General features: G+C 67.6%; 13 protein-coding genes. All 13 read left to right on the top strand.

The genetic code is table 11. From position 1 onward, the window contains the following. The first annotated feature begins 182 nt into the window (after window positions 1-182). The 13 genes from leuC to accD all read left to right on the top strand — a co-directional run bounded on the left by leuC (window position 183) and on the right by accD (window position 17,654). Window positions 183-1,631, top strand: coding sequence for a 3-isopropylmalate dehydratase large subunit (leuC, locus tag AC5W54_RS10635; protein WP_495962057.1), 1,449 nt, complete (start codon window positions 183-185; stop codon window positions 1,629-1,631). A gap of 3 nt (window positions 1,632-1,634) precedes the next feature. Next, a complete protein-coding gene (leuD, locus tag AC5W54_RS10630) occupies window positions 1,635-2,288 on the top strand; it encodes a 3-isopropylmalate dehydratase small subunit (RefSeq protein ID WP_495962056.1) in 654 nt (217 codons plus the stop codon). Between the two features lie 221 nt (window positions 2,289-2,509). Beyond that, entirely contained in the window at window positions 2,510-3,589 is a 1,080-nt protein-coding gene (gene leuB, locus AC5W54_RS10625; RefSeq protein WP_495962055.1) for a 3-isopropylmalate dehydrogenase, read from the top strand. A 238-nt stretch (window positions 3,590-3,827) separates the two neighbouring features. Further along, the gene (gene asd / locus AC5W54_RS10620) at window positions 3,828-4,940 is read left to right on the top strand and encodes an aspartate-semialdehyde dehydrogenase (RefSeq protein WP_495962054.1); all 1,113 of its coding nucleotides are present in this window, start codon (window positions 3,828-3,830) and stop codon (window positions 4,938-4,940) included. Between the two features lie 259 nt (window positions 4,941-5,199). Then, window positions 5,200-7,893: a type IV pilus assembly protein FimV gene (locus tag AC5W54_RS10615; protein ID WP_495962053.1), complete on the top strand. Its 2,694-nt coding sequence runs from the start codon at window positions 5,200-5,202 to the stop codon at window positions 7,891-7,893. A gap of 7 nt (window positions 7,894-7,900) precedes the next feature. Then, complete coding sequence (gene truA, locus AC5W54_RS10610; RefSeq protein ID WP_495962052.1) at window positions 7,901-8,833, top strand: tRNA pseudouridine(38-40) synthase TruA; 933 nt, start codon at window positions 7,901-7,903, stop codon at window positions 8,831-8,833. A 134-nt stretch (window positions 8,834-8,967) separates the two neighbouring features. Next, window positions 8,968-11,007: an asparagine synthetase B family protein gene (locus tag AC5W54_RS10605; RefSeq protein ID WP_495962051.1), complete on the top strand. Its 2,040-nt coding sequence runs from the start codon at window positions 8,968-8,970 to the stop codon at window positions 11,005-11,007. Between the two features lie 464 nt (window positions 11,008-11,471). Beyond that, complete coding sequence (locus AC5W54_RS10600; RefSeq protein ID WP_495962050.1) at window positions 11,472-12,722, top strand: PqqD family protein; 1,251 nt, start codon at window positions 11,472-11,474, stop codon at window positions 12,720-12,722. Window positions 12,723-12,743: 21 nt separating this feature from the next. Beyond that, on the top strand, window positions 12,744-13,757 hold the full coding sequence (locus tag AC5W54_RS10595) for a hypothetical protein (protein ID WP_495962049.1): 1,014 nt from the start codon (window positions 12,744-12,746) through the stop codon (window positions 13,755-13,757). A gap of 28 nt (window positions 13,758-13,785) precedes the next feature. Continuing rightward, entirely contained in the window at window positions 13,786-14,442 is a 657-nt protein-coding gene (locus tag AC5W54_RS10590; protein WP_495962048.1) for a phosphoribosylanthranilate isomerase, read from the top strand. Window positions 14,443-14,514: 72 nt separating this feature from the next. Then, entirely contained in the window at window positions 14,515-15,729 is a 1,215-nt protein-coding gene (trpB, locus tag AC5W54_RS10585) for a tryptophan synthase subunit beta (protein WP_495962047.1), read from the top strand. A 9-nt stretch (window positions 15,730-15,738) separates the two neighbouring features. After that, entirely contained in the window at window positions 15,739-16,554 is an 816-nt protein-coding gene (gene trpA, locus AC5W54_RS10580) for a tryptophan synthase subunit alpha (protein ID WP_495962046.1), read from the top strand. A 77-nt stretch (window positions 16,555-16,631) separates the two neighbouring features. After that, window positions 16,632-17,654 (top strand): acetyl-CoA carboxylase, carboxyltransferase subunit beta, encoded by a 1,023-nt coding sequence (gene accD, locus AC5W54_RS10575; protein ID WP_495962045.1) that lies wholly within the window; start codon window positions 16,632-16,634, stop codon window positions 17,652-17,654. Window positions 17,655-17,662 lie beyond the last annotated feature (8 nt).

Raw genomic sequence — 17,662 nt, 5'->3', positions numbered from 1 at the left:
CGGCGCCGGGGACAGGGAGAAGCGGAGGTCATTCTTCATGGATGAAGAATGTAGCGCCCAGGGAGGGGTTCACAGCGCCTCCGCGACGCCCTGTCGACGGAAGAGCCGCAGACGGAAGAGCCGCGAAAGGCAGCACACGACCGGATTCAGCTAAGAGGGCCGCGAAGGCCCGGGAGAACGATATGGCAGGCCAGACACTCTACGACAAGCTGTGGTCGCAGCACCTCGTCAAGGAGCGCGACGACGGTACAGCGCTGATCTACATCGACCGTCAGCTGCTCCACGAGGTGACCTCGCCCCAGGCCTTCGAGGGCCTGCGCCTGGCCAGCCGCAAGCCGTGGCGGCTCGACGCCAATCTGGCGACCCCGGACCACAACGTGCCGACCACCGTGATCGAGCGCGCCGAAGGCAATGCCGGGATCAAGGACCCAGTGTCGTTGATCCAGGTGCAGACCCTGGACGACAACTGTGTCGAGTTCGGCATCGAGGAGTTCCGCATCAACGACCCGCGCCAGGGGATCGTGCATGTGGTCGGCCCGGAGCAGGGCGCGACCCTGCCGGGCATGACCGTGGTGTGTGGCGATTCGCATACCGCCACCCACGGCGCCTTCGCCGCGCTCGCTCATGGTATCGGCACCTCCGAGGTCGAGCATGTGCTGGCCACCCAGTGCCTGTTGGCGCAGAAGATGAAGAACATGCAGGTGCGCGTCGAGGGCAAGCTCGGCCTCGGCGTCACCGCCAAGGACATCGTGCTCGCGGTCATCGGCCGGATCGGCACCGCCGGCGGCACCGGCTATGCCATCGAGTTCGCCGGCAGCGCGATCCGCGATCTCTCCATGGAGGGGCGCATGACGGTGTGCAACATGGCCATCGAGGCCGGTGCCCGGGTTGGCCTGATCGCCGTCGACGACACCACCATCGACTACCTCGCCGAGCGCCCCTTCGCCCCGACCGGCGAGCAGTGGAAGGCGGCCGTTGCCGACTGGCGCCAGCTGGTGTCCGATGACGACGCCGCCTTCGACAAGGTGGTGACGCTCGACGCCGGCGAGATCGAGCCACAGGTCAGCTGGGGCACCAGTCCCGAGATGGTCACCGGTATCTCCGGTGAGGTGCCCGACCCGGCGAGCCAGGCGGACGAGACCGTGCGGCGCGGCTACACCCGCGCCCTGGAGTACATGGGGCTGGCACCGAAGCAGAAGATCACCGACATCAGGCTCGACAAGGTGTTTATCGGCTCCTGCACCAACTCGCGCATCGAGGATCTGCGCGAGGCGGCGAAGGTCGCCCGTGGCAAGAAGGTCGCCGACTCCATCAAGCTCGCCATGGTGGTGCCGGGCTCCGGCCTGGTGAAGCGCCAGGCCGAGGCCGAAGGGCTCGACAGGGTCTTCGTCGAAGCGGGCTTCGAATGGCGCGAGCCGGGCTGCTCCATGTGCCTGGCGATGAACGCCGACAAGCTCGGGGCGGGCGAGCACTGCGCCTCCACCTCGAACCGCAACTTCGAGGGGCGCCAGGGCTATGGGGGGCGCACCCACCTGGTCAGCCCGGCGATGGCCGCGGCGGCGGCCATCGCCGGCCATTTCGTCGATGTCCGCAGCATCGAAGACTCTCAACCGTCCGTTCAGGAGGCCTGAGCCATGCAGAAGTTCGAACGCCTCGAAGGCCTCGTCGCACCGCTCGACCGCGCCAACGTCGACACCGACCTGATCATCCCCAAGCAGTTCCTGAAGTCGATCAAGCGTACCGGCTTCGGCGTCAACCTGTTCGATGAGCTGCGCTATCTCGACGAGGGCTACCCCGGCCAGGACTGCGCGCAGCGCCCGCTCAACCCGGACTTCGTGCTCAACCAGCCGCGCTATCAGGGGGCGAGCGTGCTGCTGACCCGGCGCAACTTCGGCTGCGGCAGCTCGCGGGAGCACGCGCCCTGGGCGCTGGAGGACTTCGGCTTCCGGGTGGTGATCGCCCCGAGCTTCGCCGACATCTTCTACAACAACGCCTTCAAGAACGGCATCCTGCTGATCGCCCTTCCGGAGGAAACGGTCGACCGGTTGTTCCGCGAGGTGGAGGCCAGCGAGGGCTATCGGCTCGAGGTGGACCTCGAGAACCAGCGGGTCATCACGCCCGCCGGCGAGATCCTCGAGTTCGAGGTCGATGCCTTCCGCAAGCACTGCCTGCTCGAGGGGCTCGACGACATCGGCCTGACCCTGCAGGACGAGGAGGCGATTCGCGCCTTCGAGGAGAAGCACCGACAGGCTCGCCCCTGGTTGTTCCGCGATACCGCTCGGGCTTGACACACTCAAGTTGCATCCGCCGGAGACGCGGGGCTGATCCGGGAACGGATTGACCAACCGAGAATTGAAGGGCGTAGGGGACAGACCGAAGAGGAGGTCCGATGCCATGGATGGCATCGGTAGCGCCCAGGGATGGGTTCACAGCGCCTCCTTGCAGGTCTGTCGCCGTACAGCCCGCCGCCATTCGCTCAAGAAAGGCAAGGACAAGGATTGAAAAACACATGACACGCAAGATTCTGGTACTGCCGGGCGACGGCATCGGCCCCGAGATCACTGCCCAGGCCAGTCGCGTGCTGGCCGCCTGCCAGGCCCGTGGCCTCGACGTCGCGGTGGAAGAGGCCCTGGTCGGCGGAGCCGCCTACGACGCCCATGGTGAGCCGCTGCCGGCGATAACGCTGGAGAAGGCCAGGGCCGCCGACGCCATCCTGCTCGGTGCCGTGGGTGGCCCCAAGTGGGACAAGCTCGAGGACCTCGCCAAGCGTCCCGAGAAGGGCCTGCTCGGCCTGCGCAAGAACCTCGGCCTGTTCGGCAATCTGCGCCCGGCCATCACCTATCCGCAGCTGGCGTCTGCCTCGAGCCTAAAGCCCGAGCTGGTTGCAGGGCTCGACATCATGATCGTGCGCGAGCTCACCGGCGGCATCTACTTCGGTCAGCCGCGCGGCATCGAGGAGCGCGACGGCGAGCGGGTCGGCTTCAACACCTACGTCTATTCCGAGAGCGAGATCGAGCGCATCGGCCGGGTCGCCTTCGAAATGGCCCAGAAGCGTAGCAAGAAGCTGTGCAGCGTCGACAAGGCCAACGTGCTCGAGGTCACCATCCTGTGGCGCGAGGTGATGGAGCGGCTGGCGCCGGAGTACCCGGACGTCGAGCTGTCCCACATGTACGTCGACAACGCCGCCATGCAGCTGGTGCGGGCGCCCAAGCAGTTCGACGTCATGGTCACCGGCAACATGTTCGGCGACATCCTGTCGGACGCCGCGGCGATGCTCACCGGGTCCATCGGCATGCTGCCCTCGGCGTCGCTCAACGAGAGCGGTCAGGGCATGTACGAGCCGTGTCACGGCAGTGCGCCCGACATCGCCGGCCAGAATGTCGCCAACCCGCTGGCGACCATCCTGTCGGTGGCGATGATGCTGCGCTACTCCCTGGACGAGCCGGCACTCGCCGAGCGCATCGAGGCCGCGGTGGGCAAGGTGCTGGACGAGGGGCTGAGAACCGCGGATATTGCCTCGGTGGGCACCCGCACCGTCTCCACTACCGAGATGGGCGACGCCGTGCTGGCGGCGTTCGAGGCCCAATAGGCTCAAGGGGTATCGCATGTTGCAGAGCGAGGGGCGCTGGGGGCAAGCCGAAGAGGAGGTCCGACGCCATGGATGGCGTCGGTACATGGAGGTATTCACAACGCCTCCTCGCAGGCTTGCCGCCAGATCAGCCCCGAGCGGTCTGTCCATCGGCACTAGTCCTGCCCGGGGGTGAGCCTGCGATCCCTTCCGGCTTCCTGTATAATGTGTCCCACACTCGATTACTGGAGGACTTCACATGTTGAAAGTCGGTTTCGTCGGCTGGCGCGGCATGGTGGGCTCGGTGCTCATGCAGCGCATGGTGGAAGACGGGGATTTCAATGGCATCGAGCCGGTCTTCTTTACCACCTCCCAGGTCGGCAAGCCCGGCCCGGACATCGGCGTCGATGTGCCTCCGCTGAAGGACGCCTTCGACCTCGCGGCCCTCAAGGCGCTGGACGTGGTGATCACCTGCCAGGGCGGCGACTACACCAAGGAGGTCTACGGTGACCTGCGTGGCAGCGGCTGGAAAGGCTACTGGATCGACGCCGCCAGCACTCTGCGCATGGAGGACGAGGCGACCATCATCCTCGACCCGGTCAACCGTCATGTCATCGATGAGCAGCTGGCCCGCGGCGGCAAGACCTTCGTCGGCGGCAACTGCACCGTCAGCCTGATGCTGATGGGGCTGGGCGGCCTGTTCGAGGCCGACCTGATCGAGTGGATGACCTCCATGACCTATCAGGCCGCCTCCGGCTCCGGCGCCAAGCACATGCGCGAGCTGCTCAACCAGATGGGCGCGCTGCGCGACAGCGCCGCCGCCGAGCTGGCCGACCCGGCAAGCGCGATCCTCGACATCGACCGTCAGGTCACCGCGGCCATGCGTTCGGGCGACTTTCCCACCGACAACTTCGGTGCGCCGCTGGCCGGCAGCCTGCTGCCCTGGATCGACGTCAAGCGCGACAACGGCCAGAGCAAGGAGGAGTGGAAGGGCAGCGTCGAGACCAACAAGATCCTCGGCCTGCAGGACAACCCGATTCCCATCGACGGCCTCTGCGTGCGCATCGGCGCCATGCGCTCCCACAGCCAGGCCTTCACCATCAAGCTCAAGCGTGACGTACCGATCGACGAGATCGAGGATCGTCTGGCCAAGCACAACGACTGGGTCAAGGTGATCCCCAACGATAAGGACGCCACCATCGCCGGTCTGACGCCGGCGGCCGCCACCGGCACCCTGACCGTGCCGGTGGGCCGGCTGCGCAAGCTGGTCATGGGCGGTGAGTACCTCTCCGCCTTCAGCGTCGGCGACCAGCTGCTGTGGGGCGCCGCCGAGCCGCTCAAGCGGATGCTGCAGATCCTGCGCGAGCGCTGAGCCCTCCTGCCGGCTTGATCACGACGGGGCGCTTCCTGCGGGGGGCGCCCCGTTTTTTGGTTCTTCACTGTTCGCGGGACCGCCGGGGCCGGCGGAGCGCCTCGTCCTGGTTTACGTTGATAAGGCAGGGCATCAAGCCTGATCCGGGGCAGGCGCACCGGGCCAGGTTTGTGGTACATAAAGACCATAACGAGACTCATCATTTCGCCGGCTGGCCGCCGCCGGGTCGGCGGCCAGCCGGGAGACGCAAGGGAACCTCATGAAACGCAAGCTGACTCTCGCCATGCTGCTCTCGCTCTCGGCCGCCAGCCCCCTGGCGCTGGCGCTGGGGTTGGGCGAGGCCGACGTGCGCTCGACGCTCAATGCACCGTTGCGCGCCAGCATCCCCCTGACCGATACCGGCGGGATGCAGGCGGGCCTGCTCAATGTCTCGGTGGCCGACGAGCGCGCCTTCTCGGCCGCCGGTCTGACGCGTACCCCGCTGGCAGCCAGCGTGCGCCTCGCCGTCGAGCAGCGCGAGGGACGATTGATACTGGAACTGGTGACCGAGCGCCCCGTGCGCGAGCCCTGGCTCGATCTGCTGCTGCGCTTCGATTGGCCCGGTGGGCAGCAGCTGCGCGAGGTGACCCTGCTGCTCGACCCGCCCGACTACGACCAGATGCCGGCATTGATCGGGGCGCCTGCCCGCTCCGTGGCGACGACTGTTGGCTCGCCGCCGCGCGACGAGCCAGCGGCGCCGGCGCGGCCCATCACCCGCCCATCGGCCGAGGCCGGTGGCGGTGACCCGGCCTGGGTGCGCAGTGGCGACACCCTCTGGGCGGTGGCCGGCCGCCTGCGGCCGGACAGCGGCATCAGCATGAACCAGATGATGGTGGCGCTGGTGGCAGCCAACCCCGAGGTGTTTCCCTCGGGCAACATCAACGCCATGCGCGCCGGTTTCACGCTGGTGGTGCCGGCCCGGGAGGCCATCGCCGCCCGGTCGTCGGGCGACGCCGACCGGATCGTCCAGGCCATGAACCAGGCCTGGGCCAACCGCGGCAGCGGGGCGCCGGCCCGGGTGCCGCTCGATGGCGACCAGGCGACCGCGCCGGAGACGGCCGTGGCGGCGGTCGGTCCCACCGAGATGCCGTCCACGGACGCTTCCTCGACGGCGATGCCATCCGAGGAGGTCGTGCCGGACGCCGAAGTCTCGCCGGAGAGCGTGGCCGGCGAGCAGGAGGGGCCGCGACTGACGCTGCTGACCGATGCCGAGGTGGCGGCCGAGGCCACGCGAAGCGCCGGAACGGGGGAGGGCGAGGGGGGGCGAGAAGCCGCGGGTGAGGGAGGCGGCATGGTCGACGCCGGCGAGCGGGTCGTCATCGACCCGTCGGTGCTCGAGAGCCTCCATGGCGCCGGCGACCTGACCAGTGACGAGCGCCTGCTGCGTCTCGAGGCCCGCTGGCTCGAGAGCCAGCGGGCCCTGGAGGCGGTGCGCAGTGAGCGGGACGCACTCCAGGGCGAGCTCGACGGGATGCGCGAGGAACTCGCCGCCCTGCGCGACCAGGTGGCGGCACTCGGCGCCGGAGGGCAGGGCGTCGACGGTCCCGGGACGGGGGGCGTGGTGCCGCCCGCGAATGGGGAGGCGCCGTCCGACGCGCCCTGGTGGGGCGCCTTCTACCAGGGGGCGCAGGATCGCACCCTGATGCTGGGGGGTAGCGCGCTCGCCGCCCTGTTGGCACTCTGGGCCCTGATGCGACGCCGACAGCGGCGAGCCGAGACGGTAGCCACCTTCGGCCAGGTACAGTCAGTGACGCCGGGTGGCGGCGTGGGCGGCCCCGTGGCGGGTACCTCCTCGATGGCCGGTGAGGCCGTGACGGCCCCGGTACGAGCCTCCATGCCCCAGGCGGAGGCGATCAACGAGGCCGATATCTTCATCGCCTACGGGCGTTTCGACCAGGCCCGGGAGCTGCTCGAGACCAGCCTGGAGCGTGAGCCGGAACGCGACGATCTGCGTCTGAAGCTGCTGATGGTTCACCTGGAGCAGGGCAACCACGAGAGTGCCGACCGCGAGGCCGGGCGATTGAGGGCCGGTGGCGACCCGGGGATGCTGGCTGACGTGGATAGACTGATGGGCCGGCGGCCTCCGGCGCCGGCCCCCTCGCCGTCTTCGCCGGATGACGGCCGGGCCGTCTTCGCCGAACCCGAGGAGCTGCCGCCGCGGCGCTTCGATGAGCCCGGCGAGGAGGATGAGACGGCCCAGGCGCTGAGATCGATGGGTGGCGCTCCGCCGGAGCGAGCCAATGACGATCCGGTCGTCGGGCAGGGGAGTGACGACGCCGGCGCCCGCTATCGTCGTCCCGAGCCCGAGCCCGAGCCCGAGTCCACCTCGGAGCCCGAGTCCGAGTCCACCTTTGAGCCCGAGCCTGAACCCGAGTCCACCTCGGAGCCCGAGCCCGAAGGCGATGTCCGGCCAACCCGGGCCGCACCGGAAGCCCCACGCCCCGAGGCGAGCGAAGACGACCCGCCCCCTGCCCCCGAGCCGCCGCCCGCATCGACGCTGTCCCGTCGGGTCGACGATCTCGGTCGCGACATCATCGACTATCGGCCGCCCTCCCTGGATCCGAGCCCGTCGCCCCGGGAGGAGACGCCGATGCAGCCCAGCGTGGAGTTCCGTCCGTCCAATCCCGAGGAGGGGGCGGTAGGGGAGTCCGCGCCCGGGACGCCTCGGGACGATGACCGCGGTCCCGCCGAGGTGCCCGGCGATTGGGAGGTCGAAGAGGTAGCATTCCCGCCGCTGGATCGGGATAATGAGTGGCTTTCCGCCGGCACCTCCGCCGCATCGATGCTGGCCGAGGCACGCCGCTTGCTGGACGCGGGCGAGGTCGACCGGGCGCGGCCGCTGCTGCGCAAGCTGACCGACGACCCGTCGGTACGGGAGGAAGCCCGGGAGCTGATCACCCGCCACGATCTCTGAAGGCCGCATGACCCTGTTCCGACCCCTCGACGATCGCACCCCCCTTGCCGGCCGCCTGGTCATGGGGGTGGAGTATGACGGCAGCGCCTACTGTGGCTGGCAGCGCCTCAAGCATGCCGCCTCGGTGCAGGCCGAGCTGGAAACGGCGCTGGCGAAGGTGGCGAGCCACCCGGTGACGGTGCATGCCAGTGGCCGCACCGACTCCGGCGTCCACGCCACACGCCAGATCGTGCACTTCGATCCGGTGGCCCCGCGCTCGCAGAAGGCCTGGGTGTTCGGCGTCAACGCCAACCTGCCGCGGGACATCGCGGTGCGCTGGATAAAGGCGGTCCCCGACGACTTCCATGCCCGCTTCAAGGCGCTGGCCCGGCGCTACCGCTACGTGATCCTCAACCAGCCGAGCCGCCCGGTGCTGGAGCGCGCCAATGCCACCTGGTGTCGCGATCCCCTGGATGCCGATGCCATGCACCGGGCCGCCCAGGCCCTGGTCGGTGAGCATGACTTCTCGAGCTTTCGCGCCGCCGGCTGTCAATCGAAGACCGCCTGGCGCCACCTGCACTTCATCGAGGTGCATCGCCACGGCCCGCTGGTGGTGATCGACGTCCAGGGCAATGCCTTCCTGCACCACATGATCCGCAACATCGTCGGGGCCCTGGTGACCGTGGGGCGCGGCGAGCAGGGCAGCGACTACCTGGCGCGCCTGATGGCGCTCAAGGACCGCACCCTCGCCGACGTCACCGCACCGGCCTGTGGCCTGCACTTCGTCGACTCGCTCTACGACGAGTCCTGGGGGTTGCCACGGGAGCCTCTGGGGCCCAACCTGCTGGCCTTCCTCGGGGAGTGGACCGGCGAGCGCGAACTGCCCGACTGCCCCATGGTCGAATTCCGGCGTGGTCGGCCGGTGGCCGAGACGGTGGCCGGGGAGGGGGCGCCCGAGTGATCTCCGGTTTCGTTTCCTCCGACATGACCGGGCCATGGGCAAGTATGACTCGGCCCCGCTGCGGTCGATGCGCGTGACCGTGGATTTCTCTGCTACAGTTTTCAGGCGACCATCCATCTGTCTGATCGTGGCAGATGAGGTTCCCGGTTAGCTTCGTACGCCATCCGCCGGCTGTGCAAGGGTGGGCGAGATGCTGTGGCCCGAAATTCCTGCGGGAGGGTGCACACCCTGTGAGCGGCATTTGCGGCATCATCCATTTCGATGGCACCCCGGTCGAGCGAGCCGAGCTGGAGCGGATGGTGGCACGGGCGGCGTACCGAGGCCCCGACGGCATCGAATACCACTACGATGGGCGGGTGGGGATTGCCTGCCTGTCGCTCGATACCTCTTCTGACGGTACCGGTGCGTGTCGCCCGGTGATCGAAAACAAGCATGGTTTGCTGTTCGCTGCCGATGCGCGACTCGATAATCGCGACGTGTGCGCCGACGTGAGCCCACACTTGCGTGGCGAGGCGTCAACGGATGCCGAGCTTATGCTCGGCATGTTGCTCCATGCCGGCGAAGAGGGCCCTGCCCGACTGCTCGGGGACTTTGCCTACGTACTCTGGGATGCGGATCGTCTACAGCTGCACTTGGCCAGGGACGCCATGGGGATGCGCTCCCTCTACTACCGGATCGAGTCGGGACGGGTGCTGTTTGCCACCGAGGTCCGGCAGATTCTGGCGGTGAACGGCGTGCCGCGTCGCTTGAACGAGCAAGCCGTCGGCTGGCACCTCTGCGGCATGCAGACACCGCCGGGACAGGTGTTCTATGCCGGGATCGAGGAGCTCAAGCCCGCCGAGGAGGTGGTGATCGATCTGGTGGGGCGGAAGCGGAGCCGGTACTTCTGGGCTCCCGATCCAGAGCGATGCCTTCGCTACCGTGACGAGAGGGCATACGCCGATCACCTGCGCGAGCTGTTGACGGAGGCGGTGCGCTGTCGCTTGCGCGCCCGGCGTTCGGTGGGTGTGAGCCTGAGCGGCGGGGTCGACTCCGCCAGTGTCGCCTCGGTGGCAGGCTGGCTTCGCATGCAAGGTGAAGGCGTTCCCTCGATGCGTGCCTATAGCTGGGTATTCCCTGAACTTCCCGAGTGCGATGAGCGCGAGAACATCTACCGTATCGCGGATCATTTCGGGATGTCGGTCCACGAGGTGCCGGCGGAGGAGACCTACCCCCTGGTCGAAGAGGCCGCCAACCAGCCCCACGAGGACGATCCCTTCTTCTCCATGTTCCAACCCTTCCTGGAACGCTCCCTGTCCGCGGCGGCGGTCGATCGGGTCAGCGTAATGTTCTATGGCTCACGCGGTGATGTCATGTGTGGGGGAGACGTTAGCGACGTACCCGGCATGCTGCTGGCCGGCCATTTCCGTGAGGTCCGTCGTGAGCTGGCAGCACTGTCGAAGATATACTCGCTGCCACGCTCCTCAACCCTATCCCGCTACCTGGTGCGCCCCGTGCTGTCGGATCTTCTGCGAGAAAGCCGTCTCGCCCGCGGCCTGCGTGCCGCTCGACGCTTCGGTTCCAGGCGCAGCAAGGGGGACGCCGCGGCGTCGCATCCGTTGCTGCGTGGTCCGATAAGACGGGCGGAGTCCTATGTCTCCCTGGACTTCCTGCACCGGGCCAGGGTGCCAGCGATCGAACCGGTGCGAGCCGCGGCAGCGAACTGGCCACGCAGCGCCTCACGGGACCGTTACATTCATATCTTCTCGCCGCTGGTCCTGCGGGGAGTAACCTACGCCGATCGCATCACCGCCTCGCAAGGCGTGGGCTTTGCCGATCCCTGGAGCGACAGGCGCATCGCCGAATTTATTCTCACCTGCCCTCAGTACTGCGTCGGTACTGCCACCGAGGTGAAACGGCTGGCGCGACGGGCCATGGAGGGCATCATGCCGGCTGAAGCCATCGGGTTGGTCGGCAAGGTCTCCCCCGAACCCCTCTACTTCGGTGCGCTGCGCGACAAGGCCCACGACAAGGTGCTGGATCTGCTGACCCAAAGCCGCTGTGCCGACTACGGCTTTATCGACGAAGCGGCCCTTCGCGAGCGTTTCGAGCGCTTCGTGCGCGGCGAAGCACCCAGCTTCGATCTTTGGCCGACCCTCTCCCTCGAGATCTGGTTGCGACGCTACTGGTCCTGACCGTGCGAGCCCGGCCGCGAGGAGTCTGATGGTGCTTGCTGCTACTAAGATTACGAAAATAAGGGTGTGAAAAAAATCAGCTTCCTGCTCGTCTGAAACCACGCTTTCTCCGCATGGTTGGCGAAGGTGGACTGGCCTAACCTGCTTTATGTAAGTTCATGTAGGTATATGTAATCTTGGGTGATCAGGGTGGTGTTCGACACCCGCGAGTTGATTGGCTGGAGGATACGCTGATGAACGAGAATCAAGCAGTGAAGCCCGACGCGCGGCGCGAATACCGCCGTCCGCAGCTGACCAGGTGGGGTACCGTGGCGGATATCACTCTGGTGGGGTTAACCAGACCTGGGTCGGATGTATGGCCTGGGAGTGCGCCGCATGAACCCGGCAGCCGCAACCCGCCGGGACACAATCGGTAGGCCCTGACAAGGGGCTGGCATCGGACCGCCATCGCGCTGACTCGACCCGTGGACAAGGAAAAAGTGGACAGTGGCATCGATGCCGTCCTGCTGCTCGATGGCCGAGAGGCCATCGAGCCGCTTCTTGCCTTTACCCGGCAGCCCGACCGGGAGTCGGCCCTGAGGGCGCTGGGCGAGGGGATTCGAGCCAATCCACTGTGGGTCAGAATGAAGGGGGCCAGGCTCGTGGCGCGAGCCTGGCCCGAGCTGATGGTCGCGGTCTTCGGCCAGTTCTCGGGGGAGCAGCAGGCCCTGCTGGCGGACCTGGCGGCCCAACTCCATAAGGTGCTCGAATGCCCTCGCTATATCGATTACCCCGCCGCGGAGCAGGCGACGGAGCGTCTCGCTACGGTCCTCAGGGGGCGCTTCGGCCAGGACGCACTGTCGAGTTTTCGCTATACCGCCATCCCCCGCGGGGGATGGATCGTTCTTGGTATGCTCTCCTACCTGCTGGATTTGCGCCCCGATCAGATCGGTGTGCCCGACATGTCCGGCCGCGGGGAGTCGGAGCCTTGGTTGGTGGTGGACGACTGTGCCCTGTCCGGGGTGCGCTTCCAGCAGTTTCTTGAGCGGTGTGACGCCCCTGCCGTCATCTTCTGCCCACTGTTTGCCCCCCCGGAGCTGTGCCGCGCCATCGAACGGGGCGAGCCCAGGGTCGTGGCCTGCCTCAATGCCGAAGACCTCAGCGATGTTGCCCCCGAATGGTTCGGCGAGGCCTATCCTCTATGGCTCAGGGAGCGCCGGGAGCGGATTGGCGACAATGGCTACTGGGACGGAATCGCCGAATACGTGGCCTTCGCCTGGTGCGAGCCCGAGACAAAGTACTGGGATGCCGAAGCGGGGCGCTTCGAAACCGGCTGGAACGTCTGGCCGCCGTCGCTGTGCCTCAAGCGTCGTGTCCTGGCCGCGCGGCTGCAAGCGGAGTCGGTTGGCCTCGCGGGGAGGAAGGCGCCGACTGGGCTCAGGCTGCAGGCAGCGGAGCCTGGTCCCCTCAGGTCCGCCGACCGCGTGCTATGGGCACCGATCGGCGCATCGGTTGCGGTGGCACGCTTCCCGGCCGAGGCCACGGAGACCGCGCTCTGTTTCCAGCTCGATCCGACGGCGGCCGACATGTGGCGTGCCCTGCTGGAATCCGGCAGCTTGGAGGGTGCCATCTCGATGCTGCTGGGCGACTATGCCGTAGCGCCGGAGGCGCTTCGCCGGGATCTGGCCTCGCTGGTGGTGGAACTCGAGGAGAACGGCATCATGGTCCGTCGCTGAGTCAGCGACAGGGGAGTCAGCGTGGCATACCGTTACTGGATCTATGGTTTCTGCCTGGAGACCACTCATCGTTTCCGCTTCCCCCTGAGCGTGGCGCCCGCCACGGTGGAGTGCGACCTGACCTTTCATTGCGAGCTGGGGGGGGAGCGACTCGCACCCCCGGCCCGGGGCGCCCTTTACCTGAGCCCGGCCAGGAACCGGTTCGGCGAGCATGTTCTGGAGATCTATCCCGTTGCCGGTGGCAGCTTGATGCGCTTCGCACGGGTGGCGGATTTCCTGGTCGCTCCCGGGCGAATCGACTGCCGGCTGCAGGCTGTCGAGTTTGGCTCCATGGTGGATCTGTATCTGCTCGGGGATGTTCTGTCCTATTACCTCGAGATGAGCGGCGTGAGTGCCCTGCATGCCGGGGCAGTGGCCCATGATGGCCAGGCGGTGCTGTTCGCGGCGGATCGCACCGGTGGCAAGAGCACCCTGGTGACATCCCTGGTCGCGGCGGGTTTTTCCCTCCTCGCCGACGATATCGCGGCACTGCAGCCAGAGGGCGAGCGGGTATGGTGTCGGCATGCCTTCCCTCAGCTGAAGTTGACCCCGGAGCAGGCGCAGCGCTTCGTCGGCACCGCCGATGGCTTCGAGCCGGTCCATCCTTCCTTCCCGAAGCTCAGCGTGCCGGCAGAGAGAGTGGGAGGCATCGCCAGGGAGTCACTGCCCGTGGCGAGGATCTACCTGCTGGAGCGCCGTGTCGTCACCAGGGGCAACACGGCGATACGCCTGGAGTCGCTTGGCCCGGGCGAAGCGCTGATCCAGCTCGTCCGCCACTCCTTCCTGGCCGAGGAGCTGGAGGGGTGTGGGGTTGCGGGCGGGCAGGGCGACACCGCGCAAGCGGACATGACCCGAGAACGCTTCCATCGTCTTGCGGCCATTGCCCGGGCCGTGGTGGTCAAACGCCTATGTTATCCTAGCAGTTACGAGCATTTGCCCGAGGTACACCGGGCGGTGCTCGCCGATCTCGCTGGCGAGATGACCGACGAAAGATGACACAGGCGAGGGATAAGCAAGGATGGGCATGACTGACGCACAGGTCGTGGCGAGGCGTACTCGGGTGAAGATCTGCGGCCTGACCCGCGAACAGGACGTGGACGCCGCCGTGGCGGCCGGTGCCGATGCCCTGGGCTTCGTGCTCTGGCCCGGCAGCAAGCGGGCCATCGACGAGGCCCGCCTGGCCGCGCTCGCAGCGCGGGTGCCGGCCTTCGTCACTCGGGTGGGGCTCTTCGTCGATCAGGATCCCGAGCTGATCGCCCGCTGTGCCGAGCACCTCGACCTGCTGCAGTTCCACGGCGGCGAAGCCCCCGACTTCTGTGCCGGTTTCAGCCGACCCTGGATCAAGGCGCTGCGCATGCGCGATGGCCTCGACCTGCATGTTGCCGCCCGTGACTACCGGGTGGCCCAGGCGTTGCTGCTCGACGCCTATCGCCCCGGTGTGCCGGGTGGCACCGGCGAGACCTTCGACTGGTCGCGAATCCCCGCAAACCTGGCAAAACCTGTTATCCTCGCCGGGGGGTTGCGGGCCGACAACGTGGCCGAGGCGATCACCCGGGTGCGGCCCTTTGCGGTGGACGTTTCCGGCGGCGTGGAGGCCTCCCCCGGTGTCAAGGATGCCGGGCGTATCGCGGCCTTCCTGCAGGCCGTCCGCCGTGGCGACGAGGGTCGCTCGGCGGGATGATCCGCCCGCCGACTCCTGACTCAACCGCTTTCAACCACAAGCCCCTTTCTGGCGACCTGTGAGGTGTCTTTCGTGAGCAAGTTCAGTGACCTGACCCGACTGCCGGATGCCCGCGGCCACTTCGGCCCCTACGGCGGCCGGTTCGTCTCGGAGACCCTGAGCTTCGCCCTGGACGAGCTGGAGAAGACCTACCTGAGTCTTCGCGACGACCCGGCCTTCCAGGCGGAATTCGACTATGACCTGGCCCACTACGTGGGTCGTCCCTCGCCGCTCTATCACGCCGAGCGGTGGTCGAAGCAGCTCGGCGGGGCACAGATCTGGCTCAAGCGCGAGGACCTCAACCACACCGGCGCGCACAAGGTGAACAACACCATCGGTCAGGCGCTGCTCGCCAAGAGAAGCGGCAAGCCGCGGGTGATCGCCGAGACCGGTGCCGGCCAGCACGGTGTGGCCACCGCCACCGTGGCGGCGCGCCTGGGGCTTGCGTGCGACGTCTACATGGGGGCCGAAGACGTCGAGCGCCAGAAGCTCAATGTCTACCGCATGCATCTGCTCGGGGCCAACGTGATCCCGGTGGAGTCCGGCACCCGCACCCTCAAGGATGCCATGAACGAGGCGCTGCGCGACTGGGTCACCAACGTCGACGATACTTTCTACATCATCGGCACCGTGGCCGGCCCGCACCCCTATCCGATGCTGGTGCGCGATTTCAACGCCGTGGTCGGCCGCGAGGCGCGTCGCCAGTCGCTCGAGGAGTTCGGCAAGCTGCCCGATGCGCTGATCGCCTGCGTCGGCGGCGGCTCCAACGCCATGGGGCTCTTCTATCCCTTCGTCGAGGACGACGAGGTGACGATGTACGGCGTCGAGGCCGGTGGCGACGGCATCGCGACCGGTCGCCATGCCGCCCCGCTGGCGTCCGGCGCGCCGCGCGGCGTGCTGCACGGCAACCGCACCTACCTGATGTCCGACGAGGGCGGGCAGGTCTCCGATACCCACTCGATCTCGGCGGGCCTCGACTACCCGGGCGTCGGTCCCGAGCATGCCCTGTGGAAGGACGTGGGGCGGGTTCAGTACGTGGCCGCCAACGACGATGCCGTGCTCGAGGCCTTCCGCGAGCTGACCCATGTCGAGGGCATCATGCCGGCCCTCGAGTCGGCCCATGCCCTGGCCCATGCCAAGGTGCTGGCCCCCACCATGCGCCCCGACCAGCAGATCGTGGTCAACCTCTCCGGGCGCGGCGACAAGGACATCATGACCGTGGCCAAGCTCGACGGCATCGAATTCTAAGGGGCTGACATGAATCGTATCGACCAACGCTTTGCCGAGCTCAAGGCCCAGGGGCGCCGCGCGCTGATTCCCTATATCACGGCCGGCGACCCGGCTCCCGAACACACCGTGACCTTCATGCATGCCCTGGTGGAAGCGGGGGCCGACGTGATCGAACTCGGCGTACCCTTCTCCGACCCCATGGCCGACGGCCCGGTGATCCAGAAGGCCTGCGAGCGGGCCCTGAAGCACGGCGTGCGCCTCTCCCATCTGTTCGAGATGGTGCGCGAGTTCCGCCAGGCCGACACCACCACCCCGGTAGTGTTGATGGGCTACCTCAACCCGGTGGAGCGGATCGGCCTCGAGGCCTTCGCCGAGCAGGCCGCGGCAGCCGGCGTCGACGGCGTGCTGACCGTCGACATGCCGCCGGAGGAGGCCGAGGAGTTCGGTCCCGTGCTCAAGGCCCGGGGACTGGCCTCGATCTTCCTCGTGGCCCCTACCACTTCCAACGCCCGGGCCGCTACAATATGCGCCCACGGCGAAGGCTATCTCTACTATGTCTCGCTCAAGGGCGTGACCGGTGCGGCAAGCCTCAACGCCGAGGACGTGGCCGCGCACCTGGCGCCGCTGCGCGAAATGACCGACCTGCCGCTGTGCGTCGGCTTCGGCATCCGTGACGGTGCCTCGGCGGCGGAGGTGGGCAAGGTCGCCGACGGGGTGATCGTCGGCTCGGCCCTGGTCAGCCGCATCGCCGCCAACGCCGAGCGTCCGGAGGCGATTCCCGCCGAGCTCAAGGCGGTGCTGGGCGAGATGCGCGAGGCCCTGGACGCCACGAGTGGCGCCTGACGGCGGCCTTCGTCGATCGATTCGATTCACGCGCCCGGGGTGCCGGGCGCCGACCAGATGACGGAACCCTTTCTGACATGAGCTGGCTAGACAAGATCGTGCCCTCCATGGGGCGCATCCAGCGCAAGGACCGGCGCGCGAGCGTGCCCGACGGCCTGTGGCGCAAGTGCCCCAAGTGCGAGGCGGTGCTCTATCTCCCCGAACTCGAGAAGCACCACAACGTCTGCCCCAAGTGCGACCATCACCTGCGCCTGACCGCGCGCAAGCGGCTCGACTGGTTCCTCGACAAGGCGGGACGCGAGGAACTGGCCGCCGAGGTGGAGCCGGTCGACCGCCTCAAGTTCCGCGACTCCAAGAAGTACCGGGACCGCCTGGCGGCGGCCCAGAAGGAGACCGGCGAGAAGGACGCCTTGATCGCCATGCGGGGCACCCTGGATGGCCTGCCGGTGGTAGTGGTCTCCTTCGAGTTCACCTTCATGGGCGGTTCCATGGGCGGTGTGGTGGGCGAGAAGTTCGTGCGTGCCGCCACCGTGGCCCTGGAGGAGGGCATCCCGCTGATCTGCTTCTCCGCCTCGGGTGGGGCGCGGATGCAGGAGGCGCTGTTCTCGCTGATGCAGATGGCCAAGACCTCGGCCGCGCTGGAGAAGCTCAAGCTGGCCGGCGTGCCTTACATCTCGGTGCTCACCGACCCGGTGTTCGGCGGCGTCTCGGCGTCGCTGGCCATGCTCGGGGACCTCAACGTCGCCGAGCCCAATGCCCTGATCGGCTTCGCCGGGCCCCGGGTCATCGAGCAGACCGTGCGCGAGAAACTTCCCGAAGGCTTCCAGCGTAGCGAGTTCCTGCTCGAGCACGGTACCGTCGACATGATCGTCCACCGCCGCGAGATGCGCGATCGCCTCGGCGGCGTGCTGCGCAAGCTGACCCACCAGCCGGCCATCGGCCTGGCCGACGAGGCGGAGCGCGAACTCGACCTGGTGGATGCCGCCGAACAGGCTCAGGCCGACGCCGACTATACCCTGACCCTTCCCGAGCATGAGGCCCCTGCGCGCGCCGAAGGCGAGGACGCGGGGCGTGATGACCGCGCCGATGGCCCGCGCTGACCGCTACC

It is taken from the genome of Halomonas sp. LMYGS-3, from assembly GCF_059509875.1.
This window is presented reverse-complemented; position numbering and strand designations above follow the sequence as displayed.

What these genes read in the sequence shown, in the direction of transcription:
- AC5W54_RS10590 (WP_495962048.1), top strand. Translation starts at nt 13,786, where the DNA reads ATGACTGACGCACAGGTCGTGGCGAGGCGTACTCGGGTGAAGATCTGC.
- AC5W54_RS10615 (WP_495962053.1), top strand. Translation starts at nt 5,200, where the DNA reads ATGAAACGCAAGCTGACTCTCGCCATGCTGCTCTCGCTCTCGGCCGCC.
- leuC (WP_495962057.1), top strand. Translation starts at nt 183, where the DNA reads ATGGCAGGCCAGACACTCTACGACAAGCTGTGGTCGCAGCACCTCGTC.
- leuD (WP_495962056.1), top strand. Translation starts at nt 1,635, where the DNA reads ATGCAGAAGTTCGAACGCCTCGAAGGCCTCGTCGCACCGCTCGACCGC.
- AC5W54_RS10605 (WP_495962051.1), top strand. Translation starts at nt 8,968, where the DNA reads ATGAGGTTCCCGGTTAGCTTCGTACGCCATCCGCCGGCTGTGCAAGGG.
- accD (WP_495962045.1), top strand. Translation starts at nt 16,632, where the DNA reads ATGAGCTGGCTAGACAAGATCGTGCCCTCCATGGGGCGCATCCAGCGC.
- leuB (WP_495962055.1), top strand. Translation starts at nt 2,510, where the DNA reads ATGACACGCAAGATTCTGGTACTGCCGGGCGACGGCATCGGCCCCGAG.
- truA (WP_495962052.1), top strand. Translation starts at nt 7,901, where the DNA reads ATGACCCTGTTCCGACCCCTCGACGATCGCACCCCCCTTGCCGGCCGC.
- trpA (WP_495962046.1), top strand. Translation starts at nt 15,739, where the DNA reads ATGAATCGTATCGACCAACGCTTTGCCGAGCTCAAGGCCCAGGGGCGC.
- asd (WP_495962054.1), top strand. Translation starts at nt 3,828, where the DNA reads ATGTTGAAAGTCGGTTTCGTCGGCTGGCGCGGCATGGTGGGCTCGGTG.